The sequence below is a fragment of the Pseudomonas sp. P4_C8 genome (assembly GCF_056401975.1).
This window is the reverse complement of record NZ_JBFUIH010000039.1, coordinates 31,406-51,798: the sequence shown is the minus strand read 5'-3', so window position 1 is coordinate 51,798 and position 20,393 is coordinate 31,406. Positions and strand designations below refer to the sequence as shown.

Genomic DNA, 20,393 nt, shown 5'->3' with positions numbered 1-20,393 from the left:
TTCCCCAAGGAGACCACTCCATGAGCCTCAATATCTTCTGGTTCCTGCCTACCCACGGCGACGGCCATTACCTTGGCACCGCCGAAGGCGCTCGCGCCGTTGACCACGGTTACTTGCAACAAGTCGCGCAAGCGGCGGATCGTCTGGGTTTCGGCGGGGTGCTGATTCCTACCGGTCGCTCCTGCGAAGACTCGTGGCTGGTGGCCGCGTCACTGATCCCGGTGACCCAGCGGTTGAAGTTTCTTGTTGCGCTACGCCCCGGGATCATTTCCCCGACGGTGGCGGCGCGTCAGGCAGCAACGCTGGATCGTCTGTCTGGCGGTCGTGCGTTGTTCAATCTGGTCACCGGCGGTGATCCGGAAGAATTGGCCGGCGACGGTTTGTTCCTCAGCCACGAAGAGCGCTATCAGGCCTCGGTGGAATTCACCCGCATCTGGCGTCGGGTGCTGGAAGGCGAAACCGTTGATTACGACGGTCAGCACATCAGCGTGAAAGGGGCGAAGTTGCTCTATCCGCCGATCCAGCAACCGCGTCCGCCGCTGTACTTCGGCGGCTCGTCGGAAGCGGCACAAGACCTCGCGGCAGAGCAAGTGGAAATGGTCCTGACCTGGGGCGAACCACCGGCCGCCGTTGCCGAGAAGATTGAACAAGTGCGCGCCAAAGCCGCGAAGCTGGGTCGTACTGTGCGCTTCGGTATTCGTCTGCATGTGATCGTTCGTGAGACCAATGCCGAGGCGTGGCAAGCGGCTGACAAACTGATCTCGCATCTGGACGACGACACCATCGCCCGCGCTCAGGCCTCTCTGGCGCGCTTCGATTCCGTCGGCCAGCAGCGCATGGCCGCACTGCATGGCGGCAGCCGCGACAACCTCGAAGTCAGCCCCAACCTGTGGGCCGGTGTCGGTCTGGTGCGTGGCGGTGCTGGTACTGCATTGGTTGGCGACGGTCTGACCGTGGCGGCTCGTGTGAAGGAATACGCGGATTTGGGCATCGACACGTTCATCTTCTCCGGTTATCCACACCTTGAAGAGTCGTACCGCGTGGCCGAATTGCTGTTCCCGCACCTCGACATTGAGCGTCCCGAGTTGCCGAAAAGCGCGGGTTACGTCAGCCCGTTTGGTGAGATGGTCGCCAACGACATTCTTCCCAAAGCTGCGTCCCAGAGCTGAGGCGTGCCATGAAGAAAATTATCCACAGTCTTGCGCCCTGGGCGTTGCCGGTGTTGTTGCTTGCGGTGTGGCAGTTGTCGGTGTCGGCGGGTTGGTTGTCAACACGGATTCTGCCGGCACCCATCGCGGTGATCGAGGCCGGCGTCAGTCTGGTGCGCAGCGGCGAAATCTGGACGCACCTGGCAATCAGTGGCTGGCGCGCTGCGCTGGGCTTCACCATCGGCGGCAGTATCGGTCTGGCGCTGGGCTTCATCACGGGCCTGTCGAAATGGGGCGAACGCCTGCTCGACAGTTCGGTGCAGATGATCCGCAACGTGCCGCATCTGGCGCTGATTCCTCTGGTGATTTTATGGTTTGGCATCGACGAGTCGGCGAAGATTTTTCTGGTGGCGTTGGGCACATTGTTCCCGATCTACCTCAACACGTATCACGGTATCCGCAACGTCGATCCAGCACTGGTGGAGATGGCACGCAGTTATGGCTTGTCCGGTTTCAGCCTGTTTTGCCAGGTGATCCTGCCGGGCGCGTTGCCTTCGATTCTGGTCGGCGTGCGCTTCGCACTGGGCTTCATGTGGTTGACGCTGATCGTCGCGGAAACCATCTCCGCCAGTTCCGGCATCGGTTATCTGGCGATGAACGCCCGGGAGTTTTTGCAGACCGACGTGGTGGTGCTGGCGATTCTTCTGTACGCGGTACTCGGCAAACTGGCCGACCTCGCGGCCCGTGGGCTTGAGCGTGTATGGCTGCGCTGGCACCCGGCTTATCAGGTTGCCAAAGGAGGTGCGGCATGACGGCTCAACAACCTCCACGCCTGCTGCGCGGAATTCCGCTAGTGGTGCGCAAACTGCAAAAAACCTTCGGCTCGCGGCAGGTGTTGCGCGAGATCGACTTGCACATACCGGCAGGCCAATTCGTTGCGGTCGTCGGTCGTAGTGGCTGTGGCAAAAGTACCTTGTTGCGCCTGCTGGCCGGTCTCGACCAACCCACGGGCGGTTTATTGCTCGCCGGTGCCGCGCCGCTGAGTGACGCGCGGGAAGACACGCGTTTGATGTTTCAAGAAGCGCGTTTGTTGCCCTGGAAAAAGGTCATCGACAACGTCGGCCTCGGGCTCAAGGGCAACTGGCAGCCACAAGCACTGGAAGCGCTGGCGTCAGTCGGTCTGGCCGATCGCGCCACTGAATGGCCTGCCGCCTTGTCCGGTGGACAGAAACAGCGTGTGGCCCTGGCTCGGGCGCTGATCCATCAACCGCGTTTGCTGTTGCTCGACGAACCGCTGGGTGCACTGGACGCCCTGACCCGAATTGAAATGCAGCAACTGATCGAGCGGCTCTGGCGCAAGCACGGCTTCACCGTGTTGCTGGTGACCCACGACGTCAGTGAAGCAGTGGCGATTGCCGATCGGGTGATCCTGATCGAAGAGGGTGAAGTCGGCCTCGACCTGCTAGTGGAACTACCGCGCCTTCGGGTTCGCGGCTCGCATCGGCTGGCGGCGCTGGAAACCCAAGTGCTCAATCGTGTGCTCGAACTGCCCGGCGAACCGCCGGAACCGGAACCCGTTTCACCCTTGCCCACGCAATTGCGTTGGGCTCATTAACCGAACTTATTCAACGACAGGAATCAAGCTCATGACTATCAAGGCCATCAACGTTCGCAACCAATTCAAAGGCTCCATCAAGGAAATCGTACTGGGGGACGTGCTGTCGGAAATCGACGTGCAAACCGCGTCCGGCATCGTCACTTCGGTGATCACCACGCGCTCGGTGAAAGAGCTGGAACTGGTGGTTGGCAGTGAAGTGATCGCGTTTGTGAAATCCACCGAAGTGTCGATCGCCAAGTTGTAAGCCTGTGGGCAAACAACAACCCCGGAGGGTGTGAGCCCTTCGGGGTTTTTTATGTCAGGGCTCGGGGGCGCAGCGCCAACCCGTTTCAGGCGCGTAGGTGCCGAGTGATGACAGCACGCGCGGGTCGCTGAACAGGTCGCCGGCAGTTGGGTCAATGTCTGCCGGCAACAAGGGCAGGCCGGTTTGCCGGGGCAGTGTGGAGTAGTCGATCTGCCACGGGGTTTGCCCGCCATGGTGACGGCCAAAGGATAACTCCGTCGTGAGCAATTGGTGTGCAGCCGCAGCGTTCATGTGATCACGCAGATGACCGCCGAGGGCCAACGTGACAACCCGGCTGGCGGCGAATAGAAAGTAATCGCCGGCCAGCACCAGGCAGGCAACCCGCGTTGGATCATCGGCGGCCTGCAACCATTGACCGCGACAGATGCCGCGAGAGTCGGGCAGTCGCTCCCAGACTTCGTAGTAGTCATCGTCCAGGGCGGTTTCGATCAGGCGCTCACTGGTTTCAAAGTGCATGCGCCCGATGTCTTGCCCGGCGCTGTCAGGTTGATAGTCCAGTTTGCGATGCCACTGGCAAATGTCACCCTCGACCTCGGTCACACCGGCGAAGCCCTTTTGTTCGCTTAAGGTCAACAGGTCCGTGTGATTGAGCTGTTCCAGGGGCAGCGCCGGGAGCGCGGCGGGCGGGATGCGCAGGTCGGCAAACAGGCGTGGGGTTTGCAGCCAGTACACCGCTGTTTCACTGTCGGTGCGCCCGGACTGGAAGGCGATCAGGCGTCGTTTCCACACGCCAAGGTAGTTGTCGGGTACGTGCGCCATGAGCAGAACACCTCGTTGCGTTATACGTCGCGCCTGGCCAGGTACGGCGGCAGGTACAGGCCCAGATAAGCATCAAATACACGCATGCCTTCTTCGGCCATGCGTGGCGTGATCTGGCCGTGTTGTTGCACCGAGCGTGCGTAGACGCGATCGCCGAGCTCCATGGCCAGGGCAAACACGTCGACGTCCGTGGGCAGCTTGGGCAATTCGAAGTGGTGATCGAAGAGCTTGTGCATCAGGTCGCCCAATTCGATGTCGTGCTGGCGGTCGGCCTGGGTGACTTCGGTCAAGCCATGCTGGGCGAGGATCAATTGGCGGGCGGCGGCGTCTTCACTGTAGATCGCGAGCATGCGTTGCTCCACCAGTCGTGACAGGTCACGCCAGCCGCTGAGGGCACCGTGATCGATGGGCGCTTGCAGGCAGGCGCGGAACGCGGCGTGGACGTCGGCCGTCAAGGCTTCAAGCAGTGCCGGGACACTGGCGAAGAAGTGATAGACGGAGGAGGGCGGGATCTCCGCGCGCTCGGCGACGCTGTAGATCGACAGACTTCCCACGCCCTCGGCGGCCAGCAGCGTACGGGCGGCATCGAGTATCGAATCGATCCGGGCCTGGCTGCGGGCGCGGGGTTTGCGTGGGGTGGCGAGTCGGGTCATTGAAGTCTCCTGCGGGGGCAGCGGGCATTGTACGAGCAGGGTTTGATGTTGTCTGCCAGGACGCCATCGCGAGCAGGCTCACTCCCACAGTTGATCTCCGGTGAATATAAATTCTGTGTTCACAGTAAATCCCCTGTAGGAGTGAGCCTGCTCGCGATCCGCCGAAGGCGGCCATAAAAAAACGCCGCAAGCTGTAAAGCCGGCGGCGTTGTTTTTTACTGCAACCACTTACACGGTATGCAGGTACCAGTTGTACTCAAGGTCGGAGATGGAGTGTTCGAACTCCTCCAGCTCGCTTTCCTTACAGGCCACGAAGATATCGATGTATTTCGGATCGATGTACTTGGCCATGACTTCGCTGTCGTCCAGCTCGCGCAGTGCATCGCGCAGGTTGTTCGGCAGGCTCTGCTCGTTTTGCTCGTAGCTGTTGCCTTCGACCGGAGCGCCCGGCTCGATCTTGTTGGTCAGGCCGTGATGTACGCCTGCCAGGACCGAAGCCATCAGCAGGTACGGGTTGGCATCGGCGCCGGCAACACGGTGTTCGATGCGCACGGCATCGGAGGAACCGGTTGGAACGCGGATCGCCACGGTGCGGTTGTCCAGGCCCCAGCATGGCGAGTTCGGCACGTAGAACTGTGCGCCGAAACGACGGTAGGAGTTAACGTTCGGGCAGAGGAAAGCCATCTGCGCGGGCAGGGTCTCGAGCACACCGCCGATCGCGTGACGCAGTGCGGCGTTCTGCTCGGGATCCTCGCTGGCAAAAATATTCTTGCCATCTTTATCAAGAATCGAGATATGGACATGCAGACCGTTGCCCGCCTGGCCCGGGTAAGGCTTGGCCATGAAGGTGGTGTCCATTTCATGGTCGTAGGCGATGTTTTTGATCAGACGCTTGAGCAGGACCGCGTAGTCGCAGGCCTTGATCGGGTCGGCCACGTGGTGCAGGTTGACTTCGAATTGCGCCGGGGCGCTTTCCTTGACGATCGCGTCGGCAGGGATGCCTTGCTCTTTCGCACCTTCCAGAATGTCCTGGAGGCAGTCGACGTATTCGTCGAGGTCGTCGATCAGGTAGACCTGAGTCGAATGCGGGCGTTTGCCGGAGATTGGCGAGCGCGGCGGTTGTGGGCGGCCGTTCACGTTCTCCTGATCGATCAGGTAGAACTCCAACTCGAAGGCCGCGCAGATGGTCAGACCCATCTCGTCAAACTTGGCGACCACTTGACGCAGGACTTCACGGGGATCCGCGAAGAAAGGGTCACCTTCGAGTTCGTGCATGGTCATCAACAGTTGCGCGGTAGGGCGCTTCTGCCAAGGCTCGTTGCACAGGGTGTCAGGGATTGGATAGCAGATTCGGTCAGCATCACCGATGTCCAGGCCCAGGCCGGTGCTTTCCACCGTCGAGCCATTGATATCCAGAGCAAATAGAGAGGCCGGCAGGTTGATGCCTTTCTCGTAAACCTTGTGGAGGCTGGTGCGTTCAATGCGCTTGCCGCGCACCACACCATTCATATCCGCAATCAGAAGGTCAACGTACAGAACCTCAGGATGTTCCTTAAGGAACGCGTTCGCTTCGTTAAGCTGAACGGCACGCGGGGGTACCGACATGATGCAACACCKTTGTTGTTAAAAATATCAATCATTGAACACTTCGGATTCCAGTCAACCCGAACGGCATGCCGAAGTCAAGCGAGGCCTTTTTTGCCCTAAAAAAGCGCTCGTAAGGCTTTTTTGAGGCAGTTTGGGGCGTTTTTATGCCTTTGAACGCTTTAGCTGCCGCGGGCTTGAGCGGGGCGTGTTGTATTTTTTACGGGGGTGTTGTGTAAAAAAATGAACAAGGCTAAGCTCGATTCAAACCCATAACACCAATAATACCGGGGTGCTTCATGTCTCGCCTGCCGTTAATCGGCGTCACCGACTGCTCTAAGCTCATCGGTCTGCATGCTTATCACATCAGTGGCGACACCTACGTCCGCGCAGTGGCCTCAGCGCCTGCGGACCGGGCGGTAATCCTGTCATCCATGACGGATCGACTGTCTCCGTCCGATATTCTGGACGGCCTTGATAGCACCCCCATTACGGTTACTTCATTCAATATAGAACCGATTCACAATAGCGGCCCGACTATCGCTTGTGATACCGCACGCCTGGCGTTTGCCGCACCGTGCGAAAAATCACGATAGCCTGTCAAAGACACCCGTTTCAACGCGACGCCGATGCGTCAACCATTGCCTGACGCAAGCAAGCGGCAGGAAACTCAAAGCCTAGAGGCATTTATGAGTAACAACCTCGACCAGCTCACCGATTGGTTGAAAGACCACAAGATCACAGAAGTCGAATGCATGATCGCCGACTTGACCGGGATTACCCGTGGCAAGATCTCGCCGACCAACAAGTTCATTGCTGAAAAAGGCATGCGTCTGCCCGAAAGCGTTCTGTTGCAGACAGTGACCGGCGACTATGTCGAAGACGACATCTATTACGAACTGCTCGACCCGGCCGACATCGACATGATCTGCCGCCCCGACCAGAACGCCGTATTCCTCGTGCCGTGGGCCATCGAACCGACCGCCCAGGTGATCCACGACACCTACGACAAGCAAGGCAACCCGATCGAGCTGTCGCCGCGCAACGTGCTCAAGAAGGTCCTCAAACTCTATTCCGACCGCGGCTGGCAACCCATCGTGGCGCCGGAAATGGAGTTCTACCTGACCAAGCGCAGCGACGACCCCGACTACCCGCTGCAACCCCCGGTTGGCCGCTCCGGGCGTCCGGAAATCGGTCGTCAGTCGTTCTCGATCGAAGCGGCGAACGAATTCGACCCACTGTTCGAAGACGTCTACGACTGGTGCGAGTTGCAGGAGCTGGACCTCGATACCTTGATCCACGAGGACGGCACGGCGCAGATGGAAATCAACTTCCGTCACGGCGATGCCCTGTCCCTGGCCGACCAGATCCTGGTGTTCAAACGCACCATGCGCGAAGCCGCGCTCAAGCATAACGTGGCGGCGACTTTCATGGCCAAGCCCATGACCGGCGAGCCGGGCAGTGCGATGCACTTGCACCAGAGCGTCATCGACCTCGAAACCGGCAAGAACGTCTTCTCCAATGAAGACGGGACCATGAGCCAACTGTTCCTGCACCACATCGGTGGCTTGCAGAAACTGATCCCCGAGCTGTTGCCGCTGTTCGCCCCGAACGTGAACTCGTTCCGCCGCTTCCTGCCAGATACCTCGGCACCGGTGAACGTGGAGTGGGGCGAAGAGAACCGCACCGTGGGCCTGCGGGTTCCGGATGCCGGCCCGCAAAACCGTCGGGTGGAAAACCGCCTGCCGGGCGCCGACGCCAACCCGTACCTGGCGATTGCCGCGAGCCTGCTCTGCGGCTACATCGGCATGGTCGAAGGCCTCAACCCGAGCGCGCCGGTGGTGGGCCGTGGCTATGAACGCCGCAACCTGCGCCTGCCGCTGACCATCGAGGACGCGCTGGAACGCATGGAAAACAGCGCAACCATCGAGAAGTACCTGGGCAAAAAATTCATCACTGGCTACGTCGCGGTCAAGCGGGCCGAGCATGAAAACTTCAAGCGCGTGATCAGTTCGTGGGAGCGCGAGTTCCTGCTCTTCGCCGTCTGATACGCCGGGCGCCGTCGTAGTCGGGCGGCGCTTTCACCTGATTTTTTTTAGGAGATTTGTATGACCAGCAATAATCCGCAAACCCGTGAATGGCAAACCCTGAGCAACGATCACCACCTGGCCCCGTTCAGCGATTTCAAGCAGCTGAAAGAGAAAGGCCCGCGGATCATCACAAACGCCAAGGGCGTTTACCTGTGGGACAGCGAAGGCAACAAGATACTCGACGGCATGGCCGGTCTGTGGTGTGTAGCGATCGGTTACGGTCGTGATGAACTGGCCGATGCCGCCAGCAAGCAAATGCGCGAACTGCCTTACTACAACCTGTTCTTCCAGACCGCTCACCCGCCGGTACTGGAACTGGCCAAGGCCATCGCCGACATCGCACCTGAGGGCATGAACCACGTGTTCTTCACCGGTTCGGGTTCGGAAGGCAACGACACCATGCTGCGTATGGTTCGTCACTACTGGGCGATCAAGGGCCAGCCGAAGAAAAAAGTCATCATCAGTCGCAAGAACGGTTATCACGGTTCCACCGTGGCCGGCGCGAGCCTGGGTGGCATGACGTACATGCACGAACAAGGCGACTTGCCTATTCCGGGCATCGTCCACATCGCGCAGCCGTACTGGTTCACCGAAGGCGGTGACATGACGCCTGAAGAGTTCGGCGTCTGGGCGGCCAATCAGCTGGAAGAGAAGATTCTGGAAGTCGGCGTGGACAACGTCGGTGCCTTTATTGCCGAGCCGATCCAGGGTGCCGGCGGCGTGATCATTCCGCCAGACACCTACTGGCCGCGCATCAAGGAAATCCTCGCCAAGTACGACATCCTGTTCGTGGCGGATGAAGTGATTTGTGGTTTTGGCCGCACCGGTGAGTGGTTCGGTACCGATTACTACGACCTCAAGCCCGACATGATGACCATCGCCAAAGGCCTGACGTCCGGCTACATCCCTATGGGTGGCCTGATCGTGCGTGACGAAGTGGTCGAGGTGCTCAACGAAGGTGGCGATTTCAACCACGGTTTCACCTATTCCGGGCACCCGGTGGCCGCTGCGGTGGCACTGGAGAACATCCGCATCCTGCGCGAAGAAAAAATTGTCGAACGCGTACGCACAGAAACGGCACCCTATTTGCAGAGTCGCCTACGAGAACTGAACGATCATCCCCTGGTGGGTGAAGTGCGCGGGGTCGGTCTGTTGGGGGCCATCGAACTGGTTCAGGACAAAGCCACTCGCAAACGTTACGAAGGCAAGGGCGTCGGCATGATTTGCCGCCAGTTCTGCTTCGACAACGGCCTGATCATGCGCGCCGTGGGCGACACCATGATCATTGCTCCGCCACTGGTGATTACACCGGCTGAAATCGATGAGTTGGTGGCCAAGGCACGCAAGTGTCTGGACCTGACCCTGAGTGCGTTGCAGGGCTAAGTGCTAGGCTCTGAGCGAGGTGCGAAGATTGCACTTCGCTCAGTGCAAACAAAGGATGGGTCTTTCCTTGAAAGCCTGCCTTGGATCTTGCCAGACTACCGGTTGTTTCAGATGCCCAGGAAAGGCCGCTGAGCACGTGGTTAAAAAGAAAAAATTGGAGCATTACCGATGAAGGCATTAGGTATGAAGATAGCTGGCAAGACCCTTCTCGCCATGTCCCTGATGGGCGTGATGGCGGGTGCAGTTCAGGCGGACGACAAGGTTCTTCACGTGTACAACTGGTCCGACTACATCGCACCGGACACCGTCAAGAAGTTTGAAGACGAGTCGGGCATCAAAGTGGTCTACGACGTTTTCGACAGCAACGAAACCCTGGAAGCCAAATTGCTGGCGGGCAAGTCCGGTTACGACATCGTCGTACCGTCGAACAACTTCCTGGCCAAGCAAATCAAGGCCGGCGTTTACCAGAAGCTGGACAAGTCCAAGCTACCTAACTGGAAAAACCTGAACCCTGAGCTGCTCAAAGCGGTATCGGTGAGTGACCCGGGCAACGAACACGCCTTCCCGTATATGTGGGGTTCGATCGGTATCGGTTTCAACGCCGAGAAGGTCAAGGCTGCACTGGGTGCCGATGCGCCGACCAACTCCTGGGACCTGATCTTCAAACCTGAAAACGCTGCCAAGCTGAAGTCGTGCGGTATCAGCTTGCTGGACTCGCCAACCGAGATGATTCCGGTAGCGTTGCACTACCTGGGCCTGCCAACCGACAGCCAGAAGAAAGAAGACATCGACAAAGCCGAAGCGCTGATCATGAAGGTCCGTCCTTCGATCGCTTACTTCCACTCGTCCAAGTACATCTCTGACCTGGCCAACGGCAACATCTGCGTAGCCGTGGGTTATTCGGGTGACATTTACCAGGCCAAGTCCCGCGCGGCTGAAGCCGGTGACAAGGTGAAAGTCAGCTACAACATTCCGAAAGAAGGTGCGGGCAGCTTCTATGACATGGTCGCCATGCCTAAAGATGCCGAAAACGTTGAAGGCGCCTACAAGTTCATGAACTTCCTGATGAAGCCGGAAATCATGGCGGAAATCACCAACGCCGTGCGCTTCCCGAACGGTAACGCGGCCGCCACACCGTTGGTTGATAAAGACATCACCAGCGATCCAGGCATCTACCCGCCAGCGGACGTGCTGGCCAAGCTGTACGCGATTGCCGACTTGCCGGCCGCGACCCAGCGGCTCCTGACTCGCAGCTGGACCAAGATCAAATCGGGTAAATAAGAAGTAAATTTGTAGCAGCTGCCGAAGGCTGCGTTGAGGTCCGAAGGACCTCCGCGTTTTCAACAGCACAACTGCTTCGCAGTTGAGCGCAGCCTGCGGCAGCTGCTACAGATCTTCATAAAGTTTGCTGGAACGGTTTTTCGAGGGTAAGTTGCGCGCCGGTTTTGTTGCCGGGCAGCCATGGCTGTCATGTAACGCGGGGCAACTTGGGCCCAACTCATTTTAGAGGACCTCCACTTGCCAATTTTTTCTTTGTTTCGCAATGCCATGCTGGTTGGCGCCGGGCTGACGCTTGCCGTTAGTGTCCAGGCCGCCGGCACTGTGCATATTTATAACTGGTCGGATTACATCGGTCCGACGACCCTGGCGGACTTCCAGAAAGAGACCGGCATCAAGCCGGTTTATGACGTTTTCGATTCCAACGAAACCCTGGAAGGCAAGTTGCTGGCCGGGCGTACCGGTTACGACGTCGTCGTGCCGTCCAACCACTTCCTCGGCAAGCAGATCAAGGCGGGCGCTTTCCAGAAGCTCGACAAGTCGAAGCTGACTAACTATTCCAACCTTGATCCGGTGCTGCTCAAGCGTCTGGAGCAAAACGATCCGGGTAATCTTTACGCTGTTCCCTACCTGTGGGGTACTAACGGCATCGGTTACAACGTCGAAAAAATCAAGGCGGTACTGGGTGTCGACAAGATCGACTCCTGGGATGTGGTGTTCGAGCCGGAAAACATCAAGAAACTGCACGGCTGCGGCGTAGCGTTCCTCGATTCTGCCGATGAAATGATGCCAACGGTCCTCAACTACATGGGCCTGAACGCCAACAGCACTAACCCCGAAGATTACAAAAAGGCTGAAGCCAAATTGCTGGCGGTGCGGCCTTACGTCACGTACTTCCATTCGTCCAAGTACATCTCGGACCTGGCCAACGGCGACATCTGCATCGCCATCGGTTTCTCCGGTGACATGTTCCAGGCCAAGGCCCGGGCGGAAGAGGCCGGCAAAGGCGTAAACGTTGCCTACACCATTCCCAAAGAGGGTGGCGCGTTGTGGTTCGACATGCTGGCGATTCCCAAGGATTCGGCCAACGTCAAAGAGGCCCACGCCTTCATCAACTATTTGTTGAAACCCGAGGTGATCGCACAAGTCAGTGATTCTGTTGGCTATGCGAACCCCAACCCCGGCTCGGACAAACTGATGGAACAGTCCATCCGCACCGATGAGTCGGTGTATCCACCGCAAGCCGTCCTCGACAAGACTTACGTGTCGGTCGAGTTACCACCAAACATTCAACGTTTGATGACCCGCAGCTGGACCAAGGTCAAGTCGGGTAAATAGCTTCAGGGCTCAAACTATCCAAGGTTGGCTCACCTTGAGCGAACTGCACTCTTTTTTTCTGGGAGTTTCGTAAATGGCAGTTGCCTCCGGCGCCTATAAGAAAGCCCTCGAGGGCGACCAGTCACCTAAACAGGTGCTGGTCAAAATCGACCGGGTCACGAAGAAGTTCGACGAGACGATTGCCGTGGACGATGTGTCCCTGGAAATCAAGAAAGGTGAAATTTTCGCCCTGCTCGGCGGCTCGGGATCGGGCAAATCCACGTTGCTGCGTATGCTCGCCGGCTTCGAGCGACCGACCGAAGGGCGGATTTTCCTCGATGGCGTAGACATCACCGACATGCCGCCGTACGAGCGGCCGATCAACATGATGTTCCAGTCGTACGCCTTGTTCCCGCACATGACCGTGGCGCAGAACATCGCCTTCGGCCTCAAGCAGGACAAGCTGCCCGCGGCTGAAGTCGATGCGCGCGTGGCCGACATGCTCAAGCTGGTACAGATGAGCCAGTTCGCCAAGCGCAAGCCGCATCAGCTGTCCGGTGGCCAGCGTCAACGTGTGGCACTGGCGCGTTCGCTGGCCAAGCGACCGAAGCTGTTGCTGCTCGACGAACCGATGGGCGCACTGGACAAAAAGCTGCGCTCGCAGATGCAGCTTGAGCTGGTCGAGATCATCGAGCGCGTCGGTGTAACCTGCGTCATGGTGACCCACGATCAGGAAGAGGCCATGACCATGGCCGAGCGCATTGCGATTATGCACCTGGGCTGGATCGCCCAGATCGGCAGCCCGATCGACATCTACGAAACCCCGACCAGCCGTCTGGTCTGCGAGTTCATCGGCAACGTCAACATCTTCGACGGTGAAGTGATCGACGACGCCGAAGGCCACGCCACCATCACCTGCAAGGACCTGGACCGTCAGATCTATGTGGGCCACGGCATCAGCACCTCGGTGCAGGACAAATCCGTGACCTACGCGATCCGTCCGGAAAAACTGCTGGTGACGCCGATCATGCCGACCTGCGAATACAACTGGTCCAGCGGCAAGGTGCACGACATTGCCTACCTCGGTGGTCACTCGGTGTTCTACGTCGAATTGCCGAGCGGCAAGATCGTCCAGTCGTTCGTCGCTAACGCCGAGCGCCGCGGTCAGCGCCCAACCTGGGGTGACCAGGTTTTCGTGTATTGGGAAGACGACAGCGGCGTGGTACTTCGCTCATGAACATGCGCAAATTCAAACGCCGCCTCAATCGAATAATTCCCGGTGGCCGCCAGTTGGTCATCGGGGTTCCGTTCATCTGGTTGTTCATGTTCTTCATGTTGCCGTTCTTCATCGTCTTGAAGATCAGCTTCGCCGAAGCCGACGTGGCCATTCCGCCGTACACCGAGATTTACAACTTCGTCGACCAGAAGTTGCAGGTGCTGCTCAACCTCGCCAACTACGCGATGCTGGCGGGCGACGAGTTGTACATCGCAGCCTACCTCGGCTCGTTGAAGATGGCGCTGATCAGCACCGTCCTTTGCCTGCTGATCGGTTACCCCATGGCCTACGCCATTGCCAGTGCCCGTAAAGAGATGCAAACGGTGCTGGTGCTGCTGATCATGATGCCGACCTGGACCGCGATCCTGATTCGCGTGTATGCGTGGATGGGCATCCTCAGTAACAACGGTTTGCTCAACGGTTTCCTGATGAGCATGGGCTGGATCAACGAACCGCTGCAGATCCTCAACACCAACCTCGCGGTCTACATTGGTGTCGTTTACTCCTATCTGCCGTTCATGATCCTGCCGCTCTACGCCAACCTGGTGAAGCACGACCACAGTCTGCTGGAAGCCGCCTCGGACCTCGGTTCGAGCACCTTCAACAGCTTCTGGAAGATCACCATTCCACTGTCCAAGAACGGGATCGTCGCCGGCTGCATGCTGGTGTTCATTCCGGTGGTGGGCGAGTTTGTGATCCCGGAACTGCTCGGCGGTCCGGAAACCCTGATGATCGGTAAAGTGCTGTGGCAAGAGTTCTTCAACAACCGTGACTGGCCGGTGGCGTCTGCCCTGGCGGTGGTGATGCTGGCGATCCTGATTGTGCCGATCATCCTGTTCAACCGTAGTCAGGCCAAAGAAATGGAGGGCAAAGAATGAAGCGCTTCAGATTCTCCAGCCTGATGCTGGTGTCCGGTTTGCTGTTTATCTACGCACCGATGCTGATCCTGGTGATCTACTCGTTCAACGCCTCGAAACTGGTGACAGTGTGGGGCGGCTGGTCGATCAAGTGGTACGTCGGCCTGCTCGACAACACCCAACTGATGGGCTCGGTGGTGCGCTCGCTGGAAATCGCCTGCTACACGGCGGTGGCAGCGGTCGCACTCGGTACGCTGGCGGCGTTTGTGCTGACCCGCATCACACGCTTCAAGGGTCGCACGCTGTTTGGCGGCCTCGTTACCGCGCCGTTGGTGATGCCCGAAGTGATCACCGGTCTGTCGTTGTTGCTGCTGTTCGTGGCGATGGCGCAGATGATCGGTTGGCCACAGGAACGCGGCATCATCACCATCTGGATCGCGCACACGACCTTTTGTGCCGCCTATGTGGCGGTGGTCGTTTCCGCCCGCCTGCGTGAGCTGGATCTGTCCATCGAAGAAGCGGCCATGGACCTCGGGGCCAAGCCATTCAAGGTGTTTTTCCTGATCACCATCCCGATGATTGCGCCATCGCTGGCGGCAGGCGGCATGATGTCGTTCGCCCTGTCGCTGGATGACCTGGTGCTGGCGAGCTTCGTGTCGGGGCCGGGTTCCACGACCCTGCCGATGGAAGTGTTCTCGGCGGTGCGCCTGGGCGTGAAGCCTGAGATCAACGCCGTGGCCAGCCTGATTCTGCTGGCGGTGTCGATCGTGACCTTCCTGGTCTGGTTCTTCAGCCGCCGCGCCGAAGAAAGCCGCAAGCGTGCGATTCAGCAAGCCATCGAAGAAGGCGCTGCCGACTCCTGGAAACAACCGGACGTGCGCCGCGCGCAGGCGCCGGAAGCAGCGTAAGCGTCATGCCGGGTTGATCACAATTAGTGGCCAACCCACCCCCCCCCTGTGGGAGCGAGCCTGCTCGCGATAGCGGTCTATCAGTCAACATCTGTGTCGACTGAAATGACCTCTTCGCGAGCAGGCTCGCTCCCACAGTTGTTTCAGGACACCCAAGGGGATTGGCGGATGATCTCGACGAAGTTCATCGGCTTGAACCCCGCCTCGCTGTCGACCAGCACATCCGCATTCACCGTGCCGAACGTAGTGTCCGGCTTATGCTTGAAGCCGTTGGCGAACGCACACAGGATGCACTCCTTGAACCCTTCACCCCGTGGATGCGCATGCACCACCGCCTCACGCTGCTCGGTGGAAAACGCCGCGTAGTCGATGCCCAACACGTCCATTTCAACGCCTGCGGTCACCAGCGCCACGTTCGGCCGCAAGTGCTGTGGCACGCCCGGTGTGGTGTGCAGCGCAATCGACAACCAGACCTGCTCGATATCGTCGTCGTTTAGCCCGAAAGGCTTGAGGAACGCTTTGGCGGCATTGGCGCTGTCGACTTCAAAACGCTCGTCAGCGCTGCGATGACCTTCCACCAGACCGAGGTCATGGAACATCGCGCCGACGTACAACAGTTCCGGGTTATAGGCCAGTTGCTTGCGCTCGCCGCTCAAGGCACCGAACAAAAACACCCGGCGCGAGTGGTGATACAGCAGGTCGGATTCGACGTCGCGGATGTATTCGGTGGTGGCCTTGGCCAGTGCGCTGTCGGGGATGTTGATACCGGCAATGTTGCTGCTCATGGTGCTGTCCTCGCGGGGAACGCCGTGGCGGCGCTGATGGGCAAAGTCTGTGCTGGCCCCCGGAAGTGGACAATCGATCCATGGCTGCGATCCTTGCCAATGAACCTGCATATCGCGCCAACCTCGCTTGTTGTGCGTGGATTGGCTAAGTTTGATGACGTCGCAGGTTGTGCACGGTCCCTGTAGGAGCCGGGCTTGCCCGCGATGGCGCCGTGTCAGTCACCACACCTGTCGGCTGGAAGGCCGTCATCGCGGGCAAGCCCGGCTCCCACAGGTTTTGTGTTTTATATAGCAGCGGCATCAACCCATAGAGGGCGTTTCTCGCCATGAGTAAAACCATCGCCATCGTGGTCTTCGCCGGCGTTCAGTCCCTGGACGTCACCGGTCCCATGGATGTGTTTTCTGAAGCCAATCGTTTTCTCGAGCCGCAAGACCACTATCGGCTGGAGGTGATCGGCGTCGGGCGCGGAGTAATGCCGTGTTCCAACGGTCTGTCGCTCAATGCCCACACGCATTTCAGCGAGGCGATAGAGGCGTATGACTTGCTGCTGGTGGCCGGTGGGCCGCAGTTGCCGTTCATGGATTTTGGCGGCGCGTTCGATGCCTGGCTGCGGGGTGCCTGCGCGCGGGCACAACGCTTTGGCTCGATCTGCAATGGCGCGTTCATACTCGCCCGGGCCGGATTGCTCGATGGACGAACCGTGACGACCCACTGGGGCGACGCTGCCGCTCTGGCACAGTTGTGTCCGTCGACCCGGGTCGAGGCGGATCGCTTGTACGTGCAGGACGGTGAGCTCTATACCTCGGCCGGTGTCACCGCGGGAATCGACTTGTCGTTGTATTTACTGGCCAGGGACCACGGGCCGGACGTTGCGTTGAACGTGGCCAAGCGTCTGGTGGTGTTCACTCAGCGTTCGGGCGGGCAATCTCAGTTCAGCCCGTTTCTGATGCCCCACGCTGAACCCACTTCTGTCGTGGCGATGGTTCAGCTCTACGTGCTAGCCAACCTTACAGGCGATCTGACCCTTGCTGACCTGGCGATTGCGGCCAACATGAGCTCGCGCAATTTTTCCCGGGTGTTCGCCAAGGAAGCAAAAATCACCCCGGCGGAGTTCGTCGAGCGGGCGAGGGTGGATGCGGCGCGGGTGCTGCTGGAGAGCACGCATTCGCCGCTCAAGACCGTGGCCTACCAATGTGGATTTCGCGATGCCCAGCACATGCGCAGCGTGTTCAACCGCAGGCTGGGGGTAACGCCGCAGCAGTTCAGACGGAATTTTGCTGCGATGGTTTGAACACAAATTGTTGTTGTCTGGTTAGGCCTCTTCGCGAGCAGGCACCGAAAATCTACGGCACATCTCGCGCTGGCAAAAACTTCAGCGTGCTACGCGTATTGGCCGTGACTTCTTCGTCGTTGAAATGCGCCTCGAAGTAAACCCCTTCGACATACGCCTCGGCCTGGTCGTCGTAGTGGCTGTCGAACGGTACGCCGCTCTGGCCGACCGGGTTGATGGTCAGGCTGTGAGCCGGGTCGGCAAAGTCGACCAGGCGCCGCGTCGACGGGCCGTAAGTCACCGGCCAGGGCGCCGGGCCGATTTTGGCCGAGAGGTTGTTCGGTACTTCATGCGTGCCGGGTGCGGCGAACGGCCCGACGTTGAAGATCAGGTCCAGCGGCTTCTGCATGCCCAGTGGATGGCCATGCGTCAGGGTATGCGCCTTGCCCCACTGCCATTGCGCCGAATCCRCACCCAGGGTGGTCTTGAGGTGGGCGATGCTCGCTTGCCACGCAACCTTGACTGTATCGGCCCGGGTTTCCTTGTCGAGGGTGTTGCGGTTGTCCCACCACGGTGAATCAGGCGTGGCAGCCAGTCGTGGCAGTGCAGCGTCGATCACCCGGGTCGAGAGCAAGGTCTCGAAGAAATCATTCCCCAGCTCATCGTGCATCGTTGCGTCGGCCAGGTTGAACAGGAACTGGTTGAACAGCGTGGCGCTGGTGGAGTCGAGCGGGTAGTCGCCTGTCCACTGCGCCAGTTGCTCCACCAGCTTGAGTTCTGCGGGATCGCTCACCACCTCACGCAGCACCGGCAACAACGGCGCCAACAGACGGGGGGCGTAGGCAGTGGTGGTGCCCAGTTGCAGCTTCTTGCTGGCGTCGATGTCCCACTTCACGTTTTTGTCGCTGAGCTGGTGATTGAGTTGCTGGCCGCGATCGGCGAGGTTGTAGTAGCCCGGAATTTCCATGCCGGTCGGCGACAGCGGTTGGAAGTTGGCCGAGACGATGTAGCCGCGTGCCGGGTTTTCTTCTTGCGGGTTGGCGCTGAACGGGTAGAAGCCGTCCTTGTCCGGCTGATTGGTGCTGCCGTCGAGGATGAAACCGGGCTTCACCCCAACCGCGCGTTTAGGCAGTAGCGCCGAGGCCCACCAGCCGATGTCACCCTTGGCGTTGGCGTAGACAATGTTCAACCCCGGCGCCTGAACCTTGGCGGCTGCGGTGCGCGCCTTGGCCAGGGTGTCGGCGCGGTTGAGCTGGTAGAAGCCTTCGAGAATCGGGTTTGGTGTTTCAAGGAAAGCCCACCACATGGCCACCGGCGTCTTGCCGGCCGCCGTGCCGAGTGCGTCGTTGATGATCGGCCCGTGGGGCGATTGACGTAGCGTCAGCTTGACCGGTGCCTGGCCCTTCACGGCGATCTGTTGCTCGGTGGTGACCATGTCCACCCACTTGCCGCGATACCAGACCTGATTGGGGTTGTCCGGGTTGGTCTTCTCGGCGATCAGGTCCAGATCATCGTTCTGGAACATGGTCAGGCTCCAGCCGAAATCCAGGTTGTGGCCCAGAAACGCAAACGGCACCAGCGCCTGATGGTGGCCGTACAGTTCAAAGCCTGGCGTCGAGAGTTGCGCCTCGTACCAGACCGCCGGCACCGAGAAGCGAATATGCGGGTCGCCGGCCAGCAGTGGCTTGGCGCTTTTGGTGCGGTTGCCGGCAATTACCCAGGCGTTACTGCCCTCGAATTGTGGCAGGCCATTGTCGGCCAGCGCCTGTTCGCTCAAGCGGGCAAGAGCGTTGAGGTCTTTCCAGTCACTGGCGGACAGTGCTGGAGCAGATTTGGAATGCCCCTCGGCCAACACGCCTTTGGGCTGCCAGTCGAGGTCGAAGATGTTCAGGTAGTCGGCGCCCAGTTGGTCGCGCACAAACGTCAGCAAGGGTTCGGTGCGAAACGCTGCGGCAAAACTGTACGCCATGTAGCCGGCGACGCTGATGCTGTCTTCAGCCGTGAACGGGCGTTTGTGGATGCCCAGCACGTCGAACTCGGCGGGCGCAGCGTGGCTGTCCTGATATTGATTGATCCCGTCCAGATAGGCTTCCAGGGCCTTCCATGCCGGCGACTGCCGATCCAGCGCGGCCACATAGCTTGCGGCACGTTCACGAATACGCAGGCTGCGGAACAGTTTGTCGGTGTCGATCAGTTTCGGGCCGAGGATTTCCGCCAGTTCACCACGGGCCAGGCGCCGCATGGCTTCCATCTGGAACAAGCGGTCCTGGGCCTGCACATAGCCGAGGGTACGGTAGAGGTCGATTTCGTTTTCAGCGCGAATATGCGGTACGCCGCGCTCGTCGTAGCGCACGGTCACCGAGCTTTGCAGGCGTTGCAATTCCACTTGGCCCTGGCGCGTCGGTTGCTTGCTGTACACGTACCCGCCGACCCCGATGGTGAGCACGACTACCAGCGAGGCAAGTACGGTCAGGACGCGTTTCATGGTGACTCCTTGTTGTTATCAGTGGCTGCAGTTCCCTGGTGCCACTGTTTAACACGGCTCACAGAATTGGCCCATAGCCCGTAGGAGGGATTCGTATTTCAACGACTTTGCTACTTCGTGGGGTCGACTGGCCAAGGTCGGTAATCCCCCACCGCGAGTGTGTGCGTGGCAATCACAAGAAAGTGCCACTGAATCTACGAACTCAATCTTCTAGTGTTCGTTGTCGTGTCTGGGTTAAACAGTATTGCGTATGAGTTGTTTAAAGTAGTGCCTCTAATATAGGTAATCCACTGCGAATAATTAGTACGTCTCCTACGCAAAGGCTGGTTGCTGGTTCGTACTGTGAAGCATATAAAGTAGTTGACTTAAAAGTGTGTGGGTAAATGCGAAAGTTGTAGGCGAAAGAATATGATTTATAGCGTTGAGGCTGCTGATCTAGGAGTAGTTAAGCAGCAGCACATTCATAGATGAGTAGCGGATCAATGTGGTTGAGACTATGTATTTATAGGAAGCTTCCTTCGTTAGTTAGCGAATTGTACTACAAAAATAGCATTGCGAATTATTTCTAGTCTGACTATAAAGAACACAAGTGATTTGGGCGGTGTGATGATTTGTCCATCTTTGAGTTCTTGGTAATAGAGATGTACGGTCTGAGCGCTGATTGTTTTTAGCGCAAC

Annotated in this window: 17 protein-coding genes and 1 pseudogene; 13 read left to right on the top strand and 5 right to left on the bottom strand. The window is 58.8% G+C overall.

Annotation, left to right across the window (positions count from 1 at the left end; translation table 11 throughout):
• Window positions 1-20 precede the first annotated feature (20 nt).
• Genes ssuD through AC1DWM_RS22745 form a run of 4 tightly spaced genes read left to right on the top strand, consistent with a single transcriptional unit; the run spans window position 21 to window position 3,010 of the window.
• Complete coding sequence (gene ssuD / locus AC1DWM_RS22760) at window positions 21-1,169, top strand: FMNH2-dependent alkanesulfonate monooxygenase (protein WP_223517860.1); 1,149 nt, start codon at window positions 21-23, stop codon at window positions 1,167-1,169.
• A gap of 8 nt (window positions 1,170-1,177) precedes the next feature.
• On the top strand, window positions 1,178-1,960 hold the full coding sequence (gene ssuC / locus AC1DWM_RS22755) for an aliphatic sulfonate ABC transporter permease SsuC (protein ID WP_223517861.1): 783 nt from the start codon (window positions 1,178-1,180) through the stop codon (window positions 1,958-1,960).
• Window positions 1,957-2,763: an aliphatic sulfonates ABC transporter ATP-binding protein gene (gene ssuB / locus AC1DWM_RS22750; protein ID WP_477796169.1), complete on the top strand. Its 807-nt coding sequence runs from the start codon at window positions 1,957-1,959 to the stop codon at window positions 2,761-2,763. Before ssuC ends, ssuB begins: the two co-directional genes overlap by 4 nt.
• Before the next feature lie 31 nt (window positions 2,764-2,794).
• A complete protein-coding gene (locus AC1DWM_RS22745) occupies window positions 2,795-3,010 on the top strand; it encodes a TOBE domain-containing protein (protein WP_003229256.1) in 216 nt (71 codons plus the stop codon).
• A 54-nt stretch (window positions 3,011-3,064) separates the two neighbouring features.
• Here the strand turns inward: AC1DWM_RS22745 and AC1DWM_RS22740 are convergent, their stop codons facing one another.
• The 3 genes from AC1DWM_RS22740 to AC1DWM_RS22730 all read right to left on the bottom strand — a co-directional run bounded on the left by AC1DWM_RS22740 (window position 3,065) and on the right by AC1DWM_RS22730 (window position 6,087).
• Entirely contained in the window at window positions 3,065-3,829 is a 765-nt protein-coding gene (locus tag AC1DWM_RS22740) for a hypothetical protein (protein ID WP_223517863.1), read from the bottom strand.
• 20 nt (window positions 3,830-3,849) lie between these two features.
• Entirely contained in the window at window positions 3,850-4,482 is a 633-nt protein-coding gene (locus AC1DWM_RS22735; RefSeq protein WP_477796168.1) for a TetR/AcrR family transcriptional regulator, read from the bottom strand.
• Window positions 4,483-4,710: 228 nt separating this feature from the next.
• Entirely contained in the window at window positions 4,711-6,087 is a 1,377-nt protein-coding gene (locus AC1DWM_RS22730; protein WP_007897683.1) for a glutamine synthetase family protein, read from the bottom strand.
• 278 nt (window positions 6,088-6,365) lie between these two features.
• On the opposite strand from AC1DWM_RS22730, the pseudogene AC1DWM_RS22725 reads away from it, so the two are divergent.
• From AC1DWM_RS22725 to AC1DWM_RS22690, 8 genes and pseudogenes are all read left to right on the top strand, one after another.
• Window positions 6,366-6,465: pseudogene (locus AC1DWM_RS22725) on the top strand (gamma-glutamyl-gamma-aminobutyrate hydrolase family protein); the annotation flags it as partial.
• 290 nt (window positions 6,466-6,755) lie between these two features.
• Complete coding sequence (locus tag AC1DWM_RS22720; RefSeq protein ID WP_477796167.1) at window positions 6,756-8,114, top strand: glutamine synthetase family protein; 1,359 nt, start codon at window positions 6,756-6,758, stop codon at window positions 8,112-8,114.
• A 60-nt stretch (window positions 8,115-8,174) separates the two neighbouring features.
• The gene (locus AC1DWM_RS22715) at window positions 8,175-9,539 is read left to right on the top strand and encodes an aspartate aminotransferase family protein (protein ID WP_477796166.1); all 1,365 of its coding nucleotides are present in this window, start codon (window positions 8,175-8,177) and stop codon (window positions 9,537-9,539) included.
• A 183-nt stretch (window positions 9,540-9,722) separates the two neighbouring features.
• Window positions 9,723-10,820: a polyamine ABC transporter substrate-binding protein gene (locus tag AC1DWM_RS22710; RefSeq protein WP_223518202.1), complete on the top strand. Its 1,098-nt coding sequence runs from the start codon at window positions 9,723-9,725 to the stop codon at window positions 10,818-10,820.
• 237 nt (window positions 10,821-11,057) lie between these two features.
• Entirely contained in the window at window positions 11,058-12,155 is a 1,098-nt protein-coding gene (locus tag AC1DWM_RS22705; protein WP_317849412.1) for a polyamine ABC transporter substrate-binding protein, read from the top strand.
• A 73-nt stretch (window positions 12,156-12,228) separates the two neighbouring features.
• Entirely contained in the window at window positions 12,229-13,371 is a 1,143-nt protein-coding gene (locus AC1DWM_RS22700) for an ABC transporter ATP-binding protein (protein WP_223517868.1), read from the top strand.
• A gap of 35 nt (window positions 13,372-13,406) precedes the next feature.
• Window positions 13,407-14,288: an ABC transporter permease subunit gene (locus AC1DWM_RS22695; protein WP_317849414.1), complete on the top strand. Its 882-nt coding sequence runs from the start codon at window positions 13,407-13,409 to the stop codon at window positions 14,286-14,288.
• Window positions 14,285-15,175, top strand: a complete 891-nt coding sequence (locus AC1DWM_RS22690; protein WP_223517872.1) for an ABC transporter permease subunit — start codon at window positions 14,285-14,287, stop codon at window positions 15,173-15,175. The genes AC1DWM_RS22695 and AC1DWM_RS22690 overlap by 4 nt, the downstream gene beginning before the upstream one ends.
• 143 nt (window positions 15,176-15,318) lie before the next feature.
• Here the strand turns inward: AC1DWM_RS22690 and AC1DWM_RS22685 are convergent, their stop codons facing one another.
• On the bottom strand, window positions 15,319-15,960 hold the full coding sequence (locus tag AC1DWM_RS22685) for an HD domain-containing protein (RefSeq protein WP_477796165.1): 642 nt from the start codon (window positions 15,958-15,960) through the stop codon (window positions 15,319-15,321).
• A 326-nt stretch (window positions 15,961-16,286) separates the two neighbouring features.
• On the opposite strand from AC1DWM_RS22685, the gene AC1DWM_RS22680 reads away from it, so the two are divergent.
• Window positions 16,287-17,252, top strand: a complete 966-nt coding sequence (locus AC1DWM_RS22680; RefSeq protein ID WP_223517883.1) for a GlxA family transcriptional regulator — start codon at window positions 16,287-16,289, stop codon at window positions 17,250-17,252.
• Window positions 17,253-17,304: 52 nt separating this feature from the next.
• On the opposite strand, the gene AC1DWM_RS22675 is transcribed toward AC1DWM_RS22680, so the two are convergent.
• Window positions 17,305-19,716 (bottom strand): penicillin acylase family protein, encoded by a 2,412-nt coding sequence (locus AC1DWM_RS22675; protein WP_477796164.1) that lies wholly within the window; start codon window positions 19,714-19,716, stop codon window positions 17,305-17,307.
• Between the last annotated feature and the right edge of the window lie 677 nt (window positions 19,717-20,393).

What these genes read in the sequence shown, in the direction of transcription:
- ssuD (WP_223517860.1), top strand. Translation starts at nt 21, where the DNA reads ATGAGCCTCAATATCTTCTGGTTCCTGCCTACCCACGGCGACGGCCAT.
- ssuC (WP_223517861.1), top strand. Translation starts at nt 1,178, where the DNA reads ATGAAGAAAATTATCCACAGTCTTGCGCCCTGGGCGTTGCCGGTGTTG.
- ssuB (WP_477796169.1), top strand. Translation starts at nt 1,957, where the DNA reads ATGACGGCTCAACAACCTCCACGCCTGCTGCGCGGAATTCCGCTAGTG.
- AC1DWM_RS22745 (WP_003229256.1), top strand. Translation starts at nt 2,795, where the DNA reads ATGACTATCAAGGCCATCAACGTTCGCAACCAATTCAAAGGCTCCATC.
- AC1DWM_RS22740 (WP_223517863.1), bottom strand. Translation starts at nt 3,829, where the DNA reads ATGGCGCACGTACCCGACAACTACCTTGGCGTGTGGAAACGACGCCTG.
- AC1DWM_RS22735 (WP_477796168.1), bottom strand. Translation starts at nt 4,482, where the DNA reads ATGACCCGACTCGCCACCCCACGCAAACCCCGCGCCCGCAGCCAGGCC.
- AC1DWM_RS22730 (WP_007897683.1), bottom strand. Translation starts at nt 6,087, where the DNA reads ATGTCGGTACCCCCGCGTGCCGTTCAGCTTAACGAAGCGAACGCGTTC.
- AC1DWM_RS22720 (WP_477796167.1), top strand. Translation starts at nt 6,756, where the DNA reads ATGAGTAACAACCTCGACCAGCTCACCGATTGGTTGAAAGACCACAAG.
- AC1DWM_RS22715 (WP_477796166.1), top strand. Translation starts at nt 8,175, where the DNA reads ATGACCAGCAATAATCCGCAAACCCGTGAATGGCAAACCCTGAGCAAC.
- AC1DWM_RS22710 (WP_223518202.1), top strand. Translation starts at nt 9,723, where the DNA reads ATGAAGATAGCTGGCAAGACCCTTCTCGCCATGTCCCTGATGGGCGTG.
- AC1DWM_RS22700 (WP_223517868.1), top strand. Translation starts at nt 12,229, where the DNA reads ATGGCAGTTGCCTCCGGCGCCTATAAGAAAGCCCTCGAGGGCGACCAG.
- AC1DWM_RS22690 (WP_223517872.1), top strand. Translation starts at nt 14,285, where the DNA reads ATGAAGCGCTTCAGATTCTCCAGCCTGATGCTGGTGTCCGGTTTGCTG.
- AC1DWM_RS22685 (WP_477796165.1), bottom strand. Translation starts at nt 15,960, where the DNA reads ATGAGCAGCAACATTGCCGGTATCAACATCCCCGACAGCGCACTGGCC.
- AC1DWM_RS22680 (WP_223517883.1), top strand. Translation starts at nt 16,287, where the DNA reads ATGAGTAAAACCATCGCCATCGTGGTCTTCGCCGGCGTTCAGTCCCTG.